Annotated in this window: 20 protein-coding genes; 4 read left to right on the forward strand and 16 right to left on the reverse strand. The window is 70.4% G+C overall.

Annotated elements, in window-relative coordinates:
- Nucleotides 1-4: 4 nt before the first annotated feature.
- From LRS14_RS00210 to LRS14_RS00255, 10 genes are all read right to left on the reverse strand, one after another.
- Nucleotides 5-1231, reverse strand: coding sequence for an AI-2E family transporter (locus tag LRS14_RS00210; RefSeq protein WP_257798154.1), 1227 nt, complete (start codon nt 1229-1231; stop codon nt 5-7).
- A gap of 104 nt (nt 1232-1335) precedes the next feature.
- Entirely contained in the window at nt 1336-1569 is a 234-nt protein-coding gene (locus LRS14_RS00215; protein WP_046115489.1) for a CsbD family protein, read from the reverse strand.
- Between the two features lie 29 nt (nt 1570-1598).
- Nucleotides 1599-1916: a BON domain-containing protein gene (locus LRS14_RS00220; protein WP_404977512.1), complete on the reverse strand. Its 318-nt coding sequence runs from the start codon at nt 1914-1916 to the stop codon at nt 1599-1601.
- Nucleotides 1917-1974: 58 nt separating this feature from the next.
- The gene (locus LRS14_RS00225) at nt 1975-2520 is read right to left on the reverse strand and encodes a bacterioferritin (RefSeq protein WP_046115487.1); all 546 of its coding nucleotides are present in this window, start codon (nt 2518-2520) and stop codon (nt 1975-1977) included.
- Between the two features lie 26 nt (nt 2521-2546).
- Nucleotides 2547-2729, reverse strand: a complete 183-nt coding sequence (locus tag LRS14_RS00230; RefSeq protein ID WP_046115486.1) for a DUF1328 domain-containing protein — start codon at nt 2727-2729, stop codon at nt 2547-2549.
- 238 nt (nt 2730-2967) lie between these two features.
- Nucleotides 2968-3540, reverse strand: a complete 573-nt coding sequence (locus LRS14_RS00235; RefSeq protein WP_257798155.1) for a hypothetical protein — start codon at nt 3538-3540, stop codon at nt 2968-2970.
- Nucleotides 3537-3920 carry a hypothetical protein gene (locus LRS14_RS00240; protein ID WP_257798156.1) on the reverse strand — a complete coding sequence of 128 codons (384 nt, stop codon included), beginning with the start codon at nt 3918-3920 and terminating at the stop codon, nt 3537-3539. Before LRS14_RS00240 ends, LRS14_RS00235 begins: the two co-directional genes overlap by 4 nt.
- Before the next feature lie 126 nt (nt 3921-4046).
- Nucleotides 4047-4433 carry a hypothetical protein gene (locus tag LRS14_RS00245; protein ID WP_046115483.1) on the reverse strand — a complete coding sequence of 129 codons (387 nt, stop codon included), beginning with the start codon at nt 4431-4433 and terminating at the stop codon, nt 4047-4049.
- Nucleotides 4434-4526: 93 nt separating this feature from the next.
- Nucleotides 4527-4691, reverse strand: a complete 165-nt coding sequence (locus LRS14_RS00250; RefSeq protein ID WP_046115482.1) for a DUF1328 domain-containing protein — start codon at nt 4689-4691, stop codon at nt 4527-4529.
- 143 nt (nt 4692-4834) lie between these two features.
- Nucleotides 4835-6208: a CHASE3 domain-containing protein gene (locus tag LRS14_RS00255; RefSeq protein WP_046115481.1), complete on the reverse strand. Its 1374-nt coding sequence runs from the start codon at nt 6206-6208 to the stop codon at nt 4835-4837.
- A gap of 47 nt (nt 6209-6255) precedes the next feature.
- Here LRS14_RS00255 and LRS14_RS00260 point away from each other — a divergent pair, with 47 nt between their 5' ends.
- Nucleotides 6256-6888, forward strand: coding sequence for a response regulator transcription factor (locus LRS14_RS00260; protein ID WP_046115480.1), 633 nt, complete (start codon nt 6256-6258; stop codon nt 6886-6888).
- 47 nt (nt 6889-6935) lie between these two features.
- On the opposite strand, the gene LRS14_RS00265 is transcribed toward LRS14_RS00260, so the two are convergent.
- Complete coding sequence (locus LRS14_RS00265) at nt 6936-7346, reverse strand: response regulator transcription factor (RefSeq protein WP_157039755.1); 411 nt, start codon at nt 7344-7346, stop codon at nt 6936-6938.
- 416 nt (nt 7347-7762) lie between these two features.
- Between LRS14_RS00265 and LRS14_RS00270 the strand changes: the two genes are divergently transcribed.
- Together LRS14_RS00270 and LRS14_RS00275 are read left to right on the forward strand one after the other, a co-directional pair.
- A complete protein-coding gene (locus LRS14_RS00270) occupies nt 7763-8317 on the forward strand; it encodes a hypothetical protein (protein ID WP_046115479.1) in 555 nt (184 codons plus the stop codon).
- A 12-nt stretch (nt 8318-8329) separates the two neighbouring features.
- Nucleotides 8330-8833 carry a hypothetical protein gene (locus LRS14_RS00275; RefSeq protein WP_257798158.1) on the forward strand — a complete coding sequence of 168 codons (504 nt, stop codon included), beginning with the start codon at nt 8330-8332 and terminating at the stop codon, nt 8831-8833.
- Between the two features lie 22 nt (nt 8834-8855).
- Here LRS14_RS00275 and LRS14_RS00280 read toward each other — a convergent pair whose 3' ends face one another.
- Both LRS14_RS00280 and LRS14_RS00285 read right to left on the reverse strand, forming a co-directional pair.
- Nucleotides 8856-9278: a DUF2177 family protein gene (locus LRS14_RS00280; protein WP_046115477.1), complete on the reverse strand. Its 423-nt coding sequence runs from the start codon at nt 9276-9278 to the stop codon at nt 8856-8858.
- 52 nt (nt 9279-9330) lie between these two features.
- Nucleotides 9331-9735, reverse strand: coding sequence for a BLUF domain-containing protein (locus LRS14_RS00285; RefSeq protein ID WP_257798160.1), 405 nt, complete (start codon nt 9733-9735; stop codon nt 9331-9333).
- Between the two features lie 78 nt (nt 9736-9813).
- On the opposite strand from LRS14_RS00285, the gene LRS14_RS00290 reads away from it, so the two are divergent.
- Nucleotides 9814-10572 (forward strand): Crp/Fnr family transcriptional regulator, encoded by a 759-nt coding sequence (locus LRS14_RS00290; RefSeq protein WP_257798161.1) that lies wholly within the window; start codon nt 9814-9816, stop codon nt 10570-10572.
- On the opposite strand, the gene LRS14_RS00295 is transcribed toward LRS14_RS00290, so the two are convergent.
- The 3 genes from LRS14_RS00295 to LRS14_RS00305 are packed head-to-tail and all read right to left on the reverse strand — an operon-like array spanning nt 10569 to nt 13553.
- On the reverse strand, nt 10569-11180 hold the full coding sequence (locus LRS14_RS00295; RefSeq protein ID WP_257798162.1) for a membrane integrity-associated transporter subunit PqiC: 612 nt from the start codon (nt 11178-11180) through the stop codon (nt 10569-10571). The genes LRS14_RS00290 and LRS14_RS00295 overlap by 4 nt on opposite strands.
- Complete coding sequence (locus tag LRS14_RS00300) at nt 11177-12886, reverse strand: intermembrane transport protein PqiB (RefSeq protein ID WP_257798163.1); 1710 nt, start codon at nt 12884-12886, stop codon at nt 11177-11179. The genes LRS14_RS00295 and LRS14_RS00300 overlap by 4 nt, the downstream gene beginning before the upstream one ends.
- Nucleotides 12876-13553: a paraquat-inducible protein A gene (locus tag LRS14_RS00305; protein ID WP_052736592.1), complete on the reverse strand. Its 678-nt coding sequence runs from the start codon at nt 13551-13553 to the stop codon at nt 12876-12878. The genes LRS14_RS00300 and LRS14_RS00305 overlap by 11 nt, the downstream gene beginning before the upstream one ends.
- Nucleotides 13554-13579: the final 26 nt, after the last annotated feature.

Raw genomic sequence — 13579 nt, forward strand, 5'->3', positions numbered from 1 at the left:
AGTGTCATCCCTTGAGCAGGTAGGCCAGCCGCACGCCCCAACGGGTGTGCGCGGCCACGGTCTTGAGCAGCGCGATCAGCACCGGGCCGAGGAACAGGCCCCACACGCCCCACAGCGCGCCCCAGAACACGATGCCGATGAACACCGCCGCCGGGTTCATCTTGGCCGCGCGGCCCTGCAGCCAGGCCGTCACCAGCATGCCGATGACGGTGGACAGCGCCACCACGAAGGCGGCCATGCCGATCATCGCGGTCCAGGTGCCGTGGGCCAGGAAGGCCTCGGCACCGGCGAGTGCCGTCATCAGCGCCATGCCGATGTACGGCACCATGTGGAGCACGCCGGCCGTCAGGCCCCAGCTGCCGGCGTCCGGCAGGCCGGCAGCCAGGAAGGCGATCCACACCGCCACGCCGGTGAGCACGTTGGTGATCATCAGCACCACGATGTAGCGGCGCACCTGCTGGGCGCACTCCACCATCGCGATCTCCACCCGCCGCCGGGTGCCGGGATGGTCGCCCCAGAGGTCGATCACCCGCAGCCGCATGCGGCGGCCACCGGCCAGCACGAAGAAGGCGGTGAAGAAGATGATGAGCAGGTCGGCCACGAACTCCAGCACCACGCCGGATCCGCTGACCGCGGTTTCCTGCAGCGCGGCGGCGGCGCGGTCGCTGAGCGCGGGCGCCGAGGCCGCATCCGCCGGCGCGCCCGCGGCGGCCGGCGGCGCCACCCGCGTGCGGGCAGGCCGCGGCGCCGAATCCGGCGCGGGCGGCGAAGCGCCCATCACCCGGTTGGCCGCGCGGTCCAGGTCGCGCAGCGCACGGCGTGCGCGGCTGAACAGGGTGTCCTGCGCCGGCTCCATCTCGGCCACCCGCTGCGCGGCCAGCGAGATCATCTCCGGCACCCGCTCGGCCATGCGCACCAGTTGGCCGCCGAAGGCGCCCACCGCTACGCCGATCACCGCCAGGCACACCACCAGCGCGATGCCCGCGGCGGCGGCCTGCGTGCGCAGCAGCCGCCCCAGTGCCGCCACGGCCGGCATCAGCAGCATGGCCAGCAGCAGCCCGGTGACGACCGGGATCATGAAGCGCTGGCCCCACCACAGCACCGCCACCACCGCCAGGGTGGCCAGCACGATGGCCGCCGCGCTGGAACGCGGCCGTGGTGCCGGCGGGCGGGGCGCCGACTGCGGGTCGGCGGAGGCCAGGGCGGGCCAGGGAGGGTCGGCGGACTTCATGGGGTGGCTTCGAACAACAAGGGCCCGATGTCCACCAGGGGAGCATCGGGCCCGTGCGGGCCGCCCATGCGAAGGCTGCCCGGATCAGTCATGCAGGTGCGCCGTCAGATGCGGTCACGCTCGTTGGCAAACCAGTTGTCGGTGGCGCTGCGTTCCCAGCTCGCAACCTGGCGTTCGGCTTCGTCCCGGGCGACGCCGTAGCGTTCCTGGATCTTGCCGGCCAGCTGCTCGCGCCGGCCGTTGACGACGTCGAAGTCGTCATCGGTCAGCTGGCCCCACTGCTCCTTGACCTTGCCCTTGAGCTGCTTCCAGTTGCCTTCGATGCGGTCCCAGTTCATGGCGGGCTCCTGCAGGTCTCGCGGCTGCCTTACGGGCGGACCACGATGGAGTTGCGCACGCCCTTGACGTTCTTCACGCCGCCGGCCAGCGATTCGGCCATGGCCTTCTCGCTCGAGCTCTTGGCGAAGCCGGCCAGCTGCACGGTGCCGTTGAGCGTCTCCACGTTGATGGCGCCGGCGTCGACCTGCTTGCTCTCGATGAACTTGGCCTTCACCGCGGCGGTGATGGCGGCGTCGTCGACATAGGCGCCCGCGGTCTGCTGGTCGCGCACGACGGCGCAGCCGCCCATCACGGTCAGGGCAACGGCGGACACGACGGCGGCGAGGGTGGTACGGACGTTCAGCATGGAGGTTCTCCTTCTCTTTCGGGTGCAGGGTCTGGGTGGTTGTTGCTGTCTGCGGGACTCACTGGTCCAGCAGGTCGGCCATCTCGTCGGCGTGCTCTTCCTCATCACGGAGCACGTCTTCGAGCAGCCTGCGGGTGGTCGGGTCCTTGTCGCCGATGAGGTCGATCATCTGGCGGTAGGTCTCGACCGCGACACGCTCGGCGACGAGATTGGCCCGGACCATGGCCTTGAGGTCCAGGTTCTCGTCGTAGTCGGCATGGCTGCGTTGCAGCAGCGTGGCCGGCGAATAGTCGGGTTCACCACCGAGCTGCACGATGCGCTCGGCAATCTTGTCGCTGTGCGCGGTCTCTTCCTGCGCATGCACCATGAACTCGTCGGCGATGGCCGGCGAGGCCATGCCCTTGGCGGTGAAGTGATGGCGCTTGTAGCGCAGCACGCACACCAGCTCGGTGGCCAGCGCGTCGTTCAGCAGCTTGACGATCTGGTCGCGCCAGGGGCCGTAGCTGGGCGTCACCGCGCCTTCGTCCAGGCTGCGCTTGGCGGCTTCGATGGCTTGCTCGTCCAGCTTCAGCTGGGGCGCGTCGTTCGATTCGTTGTCGTTCATGGGGTCTTGCCTTCTGGGTCGGACGGTTAGAGCTTCTTCTTCACCGCGCCGATGCCCAGCAGTGCCAGGGCCACGACCACGATGAACATCACCAGGAACACCACGAACAGCACCTTGGCGATGCCCGCGGCGCCGGCCGCCACGCCGCTGAAGCCGAGCACGCCGGCCACCAACGAGATGACCGCGAAGATCAGTGCCCACTTCAACATCGTGTGTCCCTCCTGCTGTGCGATGAGGTGACTCTAGGTTTCAGGCCTTGCGCAACGAATCGGAAGGCGGGCCCTCCCGCTGTAGGACGGGGCCGCGTGTGGTGTTACGTTTGAAACGCCTGGCTGCAGGCCAAAAAAAGCGCGCCGAAGCGCGCCTGGAAAAAGTCCATCGCTGGGGTTCCGAAGTGCTGAGGGAGGAGGGAGAGATGCACTTCGAGCGATGGACGTTGGGGTCCTGTCAGGGCGGCGGACCGCCGTTGGCGGGCTTGCCGCCGGTGAACTTCATCAGGGTAGCCATCACCGTGTCCAGCGGCACCGCCGACACCAGCCGCGAGGCCACCTGCGAAGCCAGCCCGGCGAAGAGGGCCGACTTCAGCACCAACCGCCACGGCCGCATGCGCAGCAGCAGCGCGCCGCCCACCACCGCCGCGGCCACGGCCGCGATCGGATGGCGCCGTACCAGCGGGCCGGCCGCATCCCGCGCGGCCGAGCCGAGGATCACGCCGAAGGCATGCACCGGATGGCTCTTCCACCAGTTGGTCACCGCATCCACCACGGCCGCGGCCATGGGATGCTCCTGCAGCTTGGCCATGAGCAGGTCGATGCCCGGCAGGGCCGACGCATCGCCCACCGTGGCGCGACGGCGGCGGCCGGCCGCGGTGCGCTCCATCAGGAAGCCACGCATGCGGGCTCGCGAGATGGACAGGCGTTCGGCCGGCGACAGCACCGGCAGCGGTTCACCCGCGGGCGGCAGCGGCGGCTCCTGGCCCGCGGCCTGCTGGTCGAAAGGATCGGGGGCCAGGCCGCTCATGACGCGCTCACTTCACGCAGCATCGCGGCATCGGCGGCCAGCTGCTCGCGCAGCGTGGCAAAACCGCTGCCCTTGGCCTGGCTGCTCAAGGCAGACCAGCAGCCGATGGCCACCACCGCCGGCACCGCGGGCACCACGACCAGCAGCCACGGCGCGCGCATCGCGGCGTCGGGGGTCACCGCCCACAGCATCAGCGCCATGCCCGCCAGCATCAGCATCACCAGGCCCGAGACGGCGCCCACGGTGCCCAGCACCAGGCTGCGCTTCCAGCGGGCACTGGCGGCCTGCATCTCCTGCGCGATGAGGTCGGCATAGCCTTCGGCATGCTCGGCCAGCAACTCCGGCTGCGAGGTGATGAGGCGGAATATCGCGTGGAACATGGGCGGCTGGAAAAAGGGGGAAGGGAAGGGGCTTGCCGGCTTGCTGCCCCGTACCGCTTCATCGGGGTGCACTCGTGACAGCGCCCGGACCTGCAGCGCACTGCAGGGCCCGGGCGCCCGGGTGGATCAGTCGTCGCGCGAACGGCTCAGCAGCGACACCAGCGCCATCAGCGCCGCACCGGTGGCGGCGGCGATCAGCATGGACTTGACCGGCTCGTCCTTGATGTAGCCGACGGTGTTGTCCGACACGCGCACCGCGCGGTCGCGGATCTGGGCGCTGCGCTCACGCATCGTGTCCAGGCCGCGGCGCGCCAGCGTCTCGGCTTCGCTGGCCAGGCGGTTGATCGCCGGCACCGCGGTATCGCGCAGCTCGTGGATCTTGTCGGAGAGCTGGTCCAGCGACTCGTTGGCCAGGCGCTGGGTGGAACGGATCGCGCTGTCGGCAGACCGGGCGGCCTGGTCGGCAACGTCGTTCGCGCTCTTGGCCGGGGCTGCAGACGTGGTGGAAACCATGGTGGATCCTTTCTTTCGGTTCAGAGGGGAAGAAAAATCAACCGTCGAGACTGCATGCGGTGGCCTGCTAGGTTAACGGCTGACAACGGTGCGTCAACCCTTGCGGATCGCACCCATGATGAAGCTGGCAACGGCCAGGATCACGAACACGAAGAACAGGATCTTGGCGATGCCTGCGGCGCCGGCAGCGATGCCACCGAAGCCAAAGAGCGCTGCCACCAGCGCGATGACGAAGAAGACGACGGCGTAATGCAGCATGGGGCTCTCCTGTTCTCTTGGTGGGGGCTGGGATGGATACAGCGTAAGGCGAGGGCCCGGCGCCGCCCATGAGAGGGCGGGCCGCTGCGCTGTCGGTGGACCTGTTCGCGCGCTGTAGGACAAGGCCCACAGGCGGCGAGGCCTCAGGCGGTCGCGCCCGCCGGCTTCATCGGCAGCAGGGCCAGCACCTGCGTGCCCAGCCCGGGCGTGGAGACGATGCTCAGCTCGCCGCCGGCGGCCTCCACCCGGTAGCGCATGCCCAGCAGGCCATGGGCCGAGCGGGTCTTGCCACCGGTGTCGAAGCCCACGCCGTTGTCGCGCACCGCCACCTGCACCATGCCTTCATGCTCCTCCAGCGTCAGCTCCACGCGGCTGGCCTGCGCATGCTTGGCGATGTTGGTGAAGGCCTCCTGCACCAGCCGGTAGGCGGTGAGCTCGTCGGCGGGCTTGAGCGACACCGGCGACATGCGGTTGAACACCTCGATCTGGCTGCGCTCGCCGAACTCGCGCGCCAGGATCTCCAGCGCGGGCACCAGGCCGAAGTTGCTCAGCGTGGAAGGCCGCAGGTCCTCGATGATGCGGCGCTTGAGCGCGATGCCGCTGTTGAGCGTCTCGCTCAGGTGGGCCAGCCGCTCGGAGGCCTCGGGCGAGTTGCCACCCAGGCGCGACTTGATGCGCGCGGCGTCCAGCTTGGCCGCGGTGAGCAGTGCGCCCAGCTCGTCGTGCAGCTCGCGCGCCAGGCGGCTGCGCTCGTCCTCGCGTGCGGTCTGCAGGTGCTGCGCCAGCTCGGTGAGCTGCCGGGTGCGCTCCACCACCTCGCGCTCCAGCTCGTCGCGCTGGCGGGCCATGGCCTGCTGGCGCTCCTCCTGCTCGGCTTCCAGCGCGCGCGTCTGTCGCAGGTACATGAACAGCGCCAGCAGGCTCACGGCGCTCATCGCACCCACGCCGATGCGGTGCAGCAGCAAGGTGTCGTAGATGCCGCGACGTCCGCTTTCCACGCGACGCGACTCCACGCTCAACAGGTCTTCCGACAGGTTTCTGATCTCGGCCATCTTTTCTCGTCCGATGTCCAGCAGCAGCAGGTTGCGCCAGGCATCGTGTCTCCCTTCGCGGTAGAGCGTCATCACCGTGGCCAGTTCCGACAGCTTGGCATCCAGGGCCTTGTTCATGCGGGTCATCAGACCGGCGTGGTCCGGCATCGCGCCGTAATAGTCGCTCAGGAAGCGCTGCGACGCATGGATTTCATTCAGTGCCGCACGGTAGGGGTCCAGGTACTGCTCGCGCCCGGTCAGCAGGAAGCCGCGCTGGCCGCTCTCGGCATCCACGGTACGTCGCAGCAGCGTCTGCAGGTGCTCGCGCGCACGGGCGGTGCGGCCCAGGTCATCCAGCGTGCCGGTGGCCTGAACATAGGCCGTCTCGGTGATCAGCACCATCGCCATGCCGGCGACCAACGCCAACGGAAAGAGGAAGGGACTGCGCTTGACCCGCGCCAGGATGTTCAGGGCCGCGGCTTGCATCTACACTTGCCTTCGTATATCAGACGTTCGTTGGGGTTGTATCGAGCATGATCAGAATCGCCATCGTGGATGACCATGCCATTGTGCGCTCCGGTCTCAAGCAGTTTTTCTCCGAGCAGGTGGACCTTCGCGTGACGGGCGAAGCCTCCAACGGCCGGGAAGCGCTGGACCTGGTGCGCAAAGGGGAAGTGGATGTGCTGGTCATGGACTTGTCCATGCCTGACCAGAGCGGCGTCGATGCGCTTGCGGCCATCAAGGCCCGTGCGCCCGACCTGCCGGTGCTCATCCTGAGCGGCTTCCCGGAGGAGCACTACGCCACCACGCTGCTCAAGCAGGGTGCCAGCGGCTACCTCAACAAGGAATGCGATCCGGAAGAGATCGTCACCGCCATCCGCACCGTGTACCGCGGCCGCAAGTACATCACCTCGGGCGTGGCGCAGCTGCTGGCCGACGGCCTCTCGGGCGCGGGCGACAAGGCGCCGCACGAGACGCTGTCGGAGCGGGAGTTCCAGGTGTTCCTGCGGCTGGCCAAGGGAGAGACCATCGGCCACATGGCCGACAGCATGTCGCTGAGCGTGAAGACGGTGAGCACCTACCGTTCGCGCGTGATGGAGAAGATGAACCTCTCCTCCAACAGCGACCTGACGTACTACGCCCTGAAGAACGGGCTCATCCAGTAGCCTGCGGCGTAGCAGGGCGGCGGGTGCAAGGCCCGCCGCGAGCGGCCTCAGATGAGGTCGCCGTGGTGCGTGTCGCCGCTGCCGCCGGCAGCCAGGCGCTCGCAATAGTTGATCAACGCATCGATCTCGTTCGACTTGTCGAACACCTTGTCCGCGCCCAGTTCCAGGCACTTGCGCCGCATGTCCGGCGTGGCGTAGTTGCTGAACACGACCAGCTTGCAGCGCCCGCGTGCATTCACGGTGGAACGCAGCACGCCCAGGCCGGAGCCGCCCTTGAGGAAGATGTCGATGATGACCAGGTCGCATTGCTGCGCGTGGTGGCTGAGCCAGTAGACGGCGCTCGATTCGTCCTCGGCGGTGCCTACCACTTCCAGCGGCACCATCTCCTCGAGCGTGGCGATCAGGTTTTCGCGAATGACCGGACTGTCTTCGACGATGTAGGTCTTCAGATTCACCATCGAATGCTGCGGCATCTGGGCACCGCCAGCGACGGCCTGCGGCGGCGTGGCTGGCTTGTTCTTCGCCGGTGGGTGATGGCTACCAATATTCAAAGACACAATCAAAGTCCCGGCGCGCTCGCAAAACTCTAACAGCCACCCGCAAGGCGAAGCGTCAGACGATTCCTACAGGAGCGCACGACCGTAGGAACCAGGCTGGCGAGGCGGGACGTATGGAGCACATTGGGCGCCTGCCAGGCCGTCGCTGCCATCGGCTTCCTGCCCGAGCCCATGTCGGACATCGCCTTGCCCGCGCCGGCCGGTAGGACGTGAACTACGGTGCATCAGGGCGCAGTCCGCTGGGGCCTGCGGCGGGCGGTCCAGATACTTTCGCCAGCCCTGCGGCACCCGCTGCGGGCCTTGAAGGAGAACAAGACATGAACAAGACCTTGATGCTGAAGAGCGTGTGCATGGCCGGCGTGCTGGCCCTGTGTGGCGGCGTGAGCGCGGCCGACAAGATTCCCGCGGCGGAGTACCGCGCCGCCAAGGACCGCATCGAGGCGGACTACAAGGCCGACAAGGCCCGCTGCGACGCGCTGTCCGGCAACGCCGAGGACATCTGCGAGGAAGAGGCCGAGGCCAAGGAAAAGGTGGCCAAGGCCGAGCTGGAATACCGCCGCACCGGCAGCGCCAAGGACGCCGAGAAGCTGGCCCTGGTGAAGGCCGAGGCCGCCTACGAGGTGGCCGAGGAACGCTGCGAGGACAAGGCCGGCAACGACAAGGACGTGTGCCTGAAGGAAGCCAAGGCCGCGCGCACCAGTGCCGAGGCCGATGCCAAGGCCGCGCGGGCCGGCGGCGAAGCCCGCCGCGAGGCCGCCGACGACAAGCGCGAGGCCAACTACGAGGCTGCCGCGGAGAAGTGCGACGCCCTGGCCGGCGATGCCAAGTCGCAGTGCATCGGCAGCGCCAAGGCGCGTTTCGGCAAGAGCTGAGTGACCGCCTCCATGTCTCCCGTGCTGGACAGCGTGGCCGCCGACGAGGCGCGGCTGGCCCGGCTGCTGGACACCTATGGCGTGGTGGCCGGCCGGGCCGATGCCGCCGCCGAAGCCCAGGCCGTCGCCGAGCAGCTGGCGCTGGAGATGCATGCCTATTCGGTGGCGGTGCGGCAGGCGCTGTTCCCGGCGCTGCCGCAGCCTGGCGAACGCCGGCCGGAGGACAGCGACGCGCTGGCCAGCTGCGAATGGCTGGCCGCCCGCGCCGCCGCCAGCGACCTGAGCGGCCCGCAGCGCGACCAGCTGGTGGACCAGCTGCGGCAGGCCACGCTGCAGCTGGCCGCGCACCAGCGGGACCAGCTGTGGCCGCAGCTGCAAGGCGGCGACGGCCCCGCGCTGGCCGCCCAGTACCGCGCCGCCCACGAGGCCGCGCGCGAGACCTGGAAGCGCCTGCGTTCGCGCGGCCAGCCGCCGGAGGACGAGGCCGCCGATCCGGTGGGCACGCCCGTCGGTTGAAGGCGGCCCGGGGCGCGGCGCTTCAGGCGGGCAGCGGCCGCGGGCCGCAGAAGCGCCGCAGCGCCCACAGGCCGCTGGCGGCCGCCGCGGCGCTGAGCACCGCGCCCCAGGCGATGTCGATCACCACGATGTGCAGCGGCCAGCCCTTGAGCGTGGCCAGGTTGGTGAGGTCGTAGGTGGCATAGGCCAGCGCGCCGTACAAGGCGCCCAGCGCCAGCGCGCGCCGCGGGGCTGCTTCCCGCCACGCCGGCAGCACCGCAAACACCACGATGCCCACCGGATAGGCCAGGTAGAACACCGCGGCCGCGCCCCAGCGGGGCTCGGGCAGCAGCAGCTCGCCCAGCGCGGCCGTGTACACCGGCCCCATCACCACGCCCAGCCACACGGCGTCCAGCACCAGCAGGCCGAGCAGGGCGCCCAGGTAGGCGATCAGGAAAACAGGCATTCGCGCGCTCCGGGCCGGCAGCAGCGCCGGCAGCGCGGGTGAGAGTAACGCCTCAGGGCTCCAGTTCCAGCCGCGGCAGCATGTCCATCAGGCGGTCGGCGGCGGCCGCGCCGGCCAGCTGCAGCACGGCGTCGATCTCGGCTTCCTCGTAGGCCAGGCCATAGCTCATCGGATGGCCTTCCAGCCGGCGCGTGCCCACGCGCGTGGCCGCATGCAGGCGGCGGAAGCCGGTGTGGCGCGCATCGGCGGCGATGCGCAGGGCCAGCGCATGCACTTCGGCGGCCGGGCCTTCCAGGTACTGGCAGAAGCGGCCGCCGTCGAAGACGAGCACGCCGGTGATACCGTGGGCGGCGTTCCACACCCGCGCGCGACGGACGATGCCGGCGATGGCCGAGACCTCGACCGCCGGTTCCAGTTCGCTGGTGTAGAGCACTTCGTACAGTGCTGGTGCGGTCACTCTGCCTCTTGTCACACTTCGATGGAGCGGCAGGCTAACCGCCGGGCCTGGCCGCCGCCATGTCAAATGACATCCACCATGCTGATTCCGCAGTTCCAGCGACATACCTACCCCGGCCCGCCCTGCGTGGCATGCCCCCTGCGGCGGATGGAGGCCTTCAAGCCCAACACCGCGGACGAGCTGGCCTTCCTGCAGAGCTTCAAGGAATCGCACCTGGCAGTGGCGGCCGGCCAGCCCATCGTGTGGCAGGGCCAGCCGGCCACGCTGAGCACGCTGTTCTCGGGCTGGGCCTTCCGCTTCAAGTCGCTGTCCGACGGGCGGCGGCAGATCCTCAACTTCATGCTGCCCGGCGACCTGATCGGCCTGCAGGACCAGAGCCACGAGGTCTCGCCGCACGGGGTGGAGGCCATCACCGACGTGGAGCTGTGCCGCTTCGACGCCGACAAGCTGTGGACGCTGTACAGCCGCTTTCCCAAGCTGGCCTACGACATCACCTGGCTGGCCGCGCACGAGGAGAGCCTCGTCGACGAGAACCTGCTGACCGTCGGCCGGCGCAGCGCGGCCGAGCGCATCGCCACGCTGATGCTGCACCTGTACAAGCGGGCGGTGTCGCTGGGCATGGCGCGCGAAGGGCGGGTGCCCTGGCCGATCAACCAGCAGCACATCGCCGATGCGGTGGGCCTGTCGCTGGTGCATACCAACAAGACGCTTCGCCGCCTTTACCGGCAGGGCCTTTTCGCGGTGGACGAGGGCTGGCTGTACCTGCCCGACGTGCATGCGCTGGGCCGGCTGGCCGACTACTACGAGCAGCCGGTGCCGCGCCGGCCGCTGATCTAGCGCCCCGCCGCGGCGGCGGTGCCGCCGGCCGCCTGGGCCACCGCGTCGGCCCAGCGGGCCACGGCGGTGCGCATGGCGGCCACCAGGGCGGCCTCCGAGCCGCCTTCGGCTGCCACCGTGGTGTCGAACACCCGCGGCGGCGGTGCGGCCTCGGTGCCGGCGGCCCGCAGCGTCCACACCACGCGCAGCTGCGCGCGCGCGGGCGTGCCGGCCAGGTCGAAGCGCTGCACATCGGCGCTGAGGCGCCAGTCCGGCTGCGCCACGCCAGCGGCCGGCCAGGCGGTGACGGTGGCGCCGGGCAGGCGTTCGGCCAGCAGCAGGGCCATCGCCCGCGGCAGCTGGGCCTTCACCGGCTCGACCCAGCGCTGCCCGTCCAGCACCGCCAGCCCGCTGCCCTGCGCCACCACCAGCGGCGAGCGGTCGACCGCCTCGGGCACCGAGATGCGGCCGACGCTGATGCTGGGGCCGGCCGCGGCCGCCGGCAGGGCGGTGGCCGCAGCGGCCGAAGCCGCCTCCGGCAGCAGGCTGTGCCAGGCGGGAGGCGGCGAGCTGGCGCAGGCGGACAGCAGCACCGCTGCCGACAGGAGGGTGGCGCGCAGCGGCTTCATCGGGCGGGCTCCAGTTCAGTCTCGCGCTTGCCGCGCAACAGGGATTCGGGCTGGCGCTCCAGGGTGTCGGCCAGCTGTCGGATGGCATCGGCCGCACGGGAGAGGTCCTGCATCGCGCCGCGAACGTCCTGCGGCAGCGGTGCATCCTGGGCCAGCAGGCCGCGCACGTCCTTCACCGCACCGCGCACCTCGTCCAGCGTCTGGCGCACGCTGGGCACCACCTCGCCCTGCAGGCCGCCCATGGTCGTCTCCACGCTGCGGGCTGCGCCTTCGATGCCCACCAGCGCCTTGCTCATGTCGCCGGCCAGCTTCTCGAACGGCACTTCCTCCAGCCGCTTGGCGATGCGGGCCACCTGCGCCTGCAGCTCGCCGAAGGCGTCCTGCACCGTCGGAATCTCGCGCTGGCCTTCGCTCAGGCCGGCCACCTTCTCGCCGCGGTGCTCGGGGAAGAAGTCGATCGCCACGTAGCGCTGGCCGGTCAGCAGGTTGGCGCTGCGCAGCTGCGCACGCAGGCCGCGGTCCACCGAGCGGCCCGACAGCAGCCGCTCGATCGGGAAGCGCGCGCCGTTGCCGTCGTCGGTGCGGCGGGCGGTGGCCTCGCGCGCGGCCACGGTGGCGGCGGTGTCGCGGTAGATGTGCAGCTTCACCGGGAAGGCGAAGCCGCCGCCTTCGCGGTCGAACCGGATGCCCAGCGAGGCCACCTCGCCGATCACGAAGCCCTTGAACTCCACCGGCGCGCCCACCGCCAGGCCGCGCACGCTGTCGGTGAACACCGCGGTGTATTCCAGCACCTGGGCCGCGCCGCGGCGCAGCGCCGCCGCCTGGCCTTCGAACAGGTTGAAGGTGGTGCCCGCCTCGGCCGGCGTGCTGGCGTCCAGTTCGGCCGGCGTCTCGAAGGCCACGCCGCCCACCAGCACCGACAGCAGCGATTCGGTGCGCAGCCGCAGGCCGGTGCTGGCGTCGAAGGACACGTCCACCCCGCTGGCATGCCAGAAGCGCGCATTGCTGCTGACGAAGCGGTCGTAGGGCGCCCGCACGAACACCCGCAGCCGCAGGCCCTGGCCGTCGGGCGAGAGGTCGGCCGACAGCACCTGCCCCACGCGCACCCGGCGGAAGTACACCGCCGAGCCGATCTCCAGCGACCCCAGGCTGCTGGCCTGCAGCACGAATTCCTTGCCGGCCTCGTCCACCGACACCACCGGCTGGGTTTCCAGGCCGGTGAAGTTGCGGCGGGTTTCTTCGCTCTTGCCGCCGTCCACCCCGATGTAGGCACCCGACAGCAGCGTGGTCAGGCCCGACACCTCGCCGCCGGCCACCCGCGCACGCACCACCCAGAAGCGGGTGTCGTCCACCAGCAGCGGCGCGGCATTGCGCTCCATCTGGGCGGTGACCAGCACGCCCTTCAAGTCGGGCGCCAGCCGCACCGCGCTGACCTGGCCCACGTCCACGTTGCGGTACTTGATGCGGGTCTTGCCGGCCTCGATGCCTTCGCCGGTGGCGAATCGGATGGTGATGCTGGGGCCGCGCTGCAGCCATTCGCTGGCGGCCAGCCAGCCCACGGCCAGCACCGCCACCAGCGGCACCAGCCAGATGGCCTGCGCCATCGACCAGCGGCGGCGCGGCGCGGGCACCGCGTCGGGGATGCTGGCGGGCAGCGGCGCGGCCGGCGGGCGGGCCGGCGTGTCGGGGGATTCATCAGGCTGCATCGGGCTGCCGGACCTCGGTTCGTTCGGGGGAAGGGGGAAGGCCCGCGGCGGCGGGAGGCTGCCACAGCAGCCGCGGATCGAAGCTCTGCGTGGCCCACATCGTCAGCCACACCACGGTGCCGAAGGCCACCACGCCCGGCCCGGCCGAGACCTGCGCGGCCGGGCCCAGCTGCACCAGGGCGGCCAGCATGCCCACCACGAACACGTCCAGCATCGACCAGCGGCCCACCGTCTCGATCAGCCGGTACAGCGTGGTGCGGTGGGTGCGGCCGCGCTGCCAGCCCAGGTGCACCGCCAGCACCAGGTAGCTCAGCACGCTGAGCTTGAGCAGCGGCACCATCACGCTGGCCACGAAGACGATGGCCGCCAGCACCCAGGAGCCGGCCTGCGCCAGCGCGGCGATGCCCGACAGGATGGTGTCGCCGCGCTCGCCCACGGCCGAGCGCGTGACCATGATGGGCAGCGTGTTGGACGGCACGTACAGCACCGCGGCGGCCAGCAACAGGGCGGTGGTGGTGGCCACGCTGCGCCGCAGCGGGCCGCGCAGCTGGGCTTCGCAGCGCGGGCAGCGTGCGGGGCGGCCGTCGCCGGCGGTCAGCAGCAGCTGGCAGGCCGGGCACTGGCGCAGCCCGCAGGCCGCCAGCGTGGGGCCTTCGGCGGCCGGCACGGCAGCGGATGCCGGCTGCGCATGCG

Source organism: Aquincola sp. J276, assembly GCF_024700035.1.
Classification (GTDB): domain Bacteria; phylum Pseudomonadota; class Gammaproteobacteria; order Burkholderiales; family Burkholderiaceae_C; genus Aquincola; species Aquincola tertiaricarbonis.

Bases quoted from the DNA above. Each gene is read 5' to 3' on its own strand.
- LRS14_RS00240 (WP_257798156.1), bottom strand. From the start codon at position 3,920: ATGTTCCACGCGATATTCCGCCTCATCACCTCGCAGCCGGAGTTGCTG.
- LRS14_RS00270 (WP_046115479.1), top strand. From the start codon at position 7,763: ATGAACAAGACCTTGATGCTGAAGAGCGTGTGCATGGCCGGCGTGCTG.
- LRS14_RS00215 (WP_046115489.1), bottom strand. From the start codon at position 1,569: ATGAACTGGGACCGCATCGAAGGCAACTGGAAGCAGCTCAAGGGCAAG.
- LRS14_RS00210 (WP_257798154.1), bottom strand. From the start codon at position 1,231: ATGAAGTCCGCCGACCCTCCCTGGCCCGCCCTGGCCTCCGCCGACCCG.
- LRS14_RS00230 (WP_046115486.1), bottom strand. From the start codon at position 2,729: ATGTTGAAGTGGGCACTGATCTTCGCGGTCATCTCGTTGGTGGCCGGC.
- LRS14_RS00260 (WP_046115480.1), top strand. From the start codon at position 6,256: ATGATCAGAATCGCCATCGTGGATGACCATGCCATTGTGCGCTCCGGT.
- LRS14_RS00290 (WP_257798161.1), top strand. From the start codon at position 9,814: ATGCTGATTCCGCAGTTCCAGCGACATACCTACCCCGGCCCGCCCTGC.
- LRS14_RS00220 (WP_404977512.1), bottom strand. From the start codon at position 1,916: ATGCTGAACGTCCGTACCACCCTCGCCGCCGTCGTGTCCGCCGTTGCC.
- LRS14_RS00225 (WP_046115487.1), bottom strand. From the start codon at position 2,520: ATGAACGACAACGAATCGAACGACGCGCCCCAGCTGAAGCTGGACGAG.
- LRS14_RS00255 (WP_046115481.1), bottom strand. From the start codon at position 6,208: ATGCAAGCCGCGGCCCTGAACATCCTGGCGCGGGTCAAGCGCAGTCCC.
- LRS14_RS00235 (WP_257798155.1), bottom strand. From the start codon at position 3,540: ATGAGCGGCCTGGCCCCCGATCCTTTCGACCAGCAGGCCGCGGGCCAG.
- LRS14_RS00245 (WP_046115483.1), bottom strand. From the start codon at position 4,433: ATGGTTTCCACCACGTCTGCAGCCCCGGCCAAGAGCGCGAACGACGTT.
- LRS14_RS00250 (WP_046115482.1), bottom strand. From the start codon at position 4,691: ATGCTGCATTACGCCGTCGTCTTCTTCGTCATCGCGCTGGTGGCAGCG.
- LRS14_RS00275 (WP_257798158.1), top strand. From the start codon at position 8,330: ATGTCTCCCGTGCTGGACAGCGTGGCCGCCGACGAGGCGCGGCTGGCC.
- LRS14_RS00300 (WP_257798163.1), bottom strand. From the start codon at position 12,886: ATGCAGCCTGATGAATCCCCCGACACGCCGGCCCGCCCGCCGGCCGCG.
- LRS14_RS00265 (WP_157039755.1), bottom strand. From the start codon at position 7,346: ATGGTGAATCTGAAGACCTACATCGTCGAAGACAGTCCGGTCATTCGC.
- LRS14_RS00295 (WP_257798162.1), bottom strand. From the start codon at position 11,180: ATGAAGCCGCTGCGCGCCACCCTCCTGTCGGCAGCGGTGCTGCTGTCC.
- LRS14_RS00280 (WP_046115477.1), bottom strand. From the start codon at position 9,278: ATGCCTGTTTTCCTGATCGCCTACCTGGGCGCCCTGCTCGGCCTGCTG.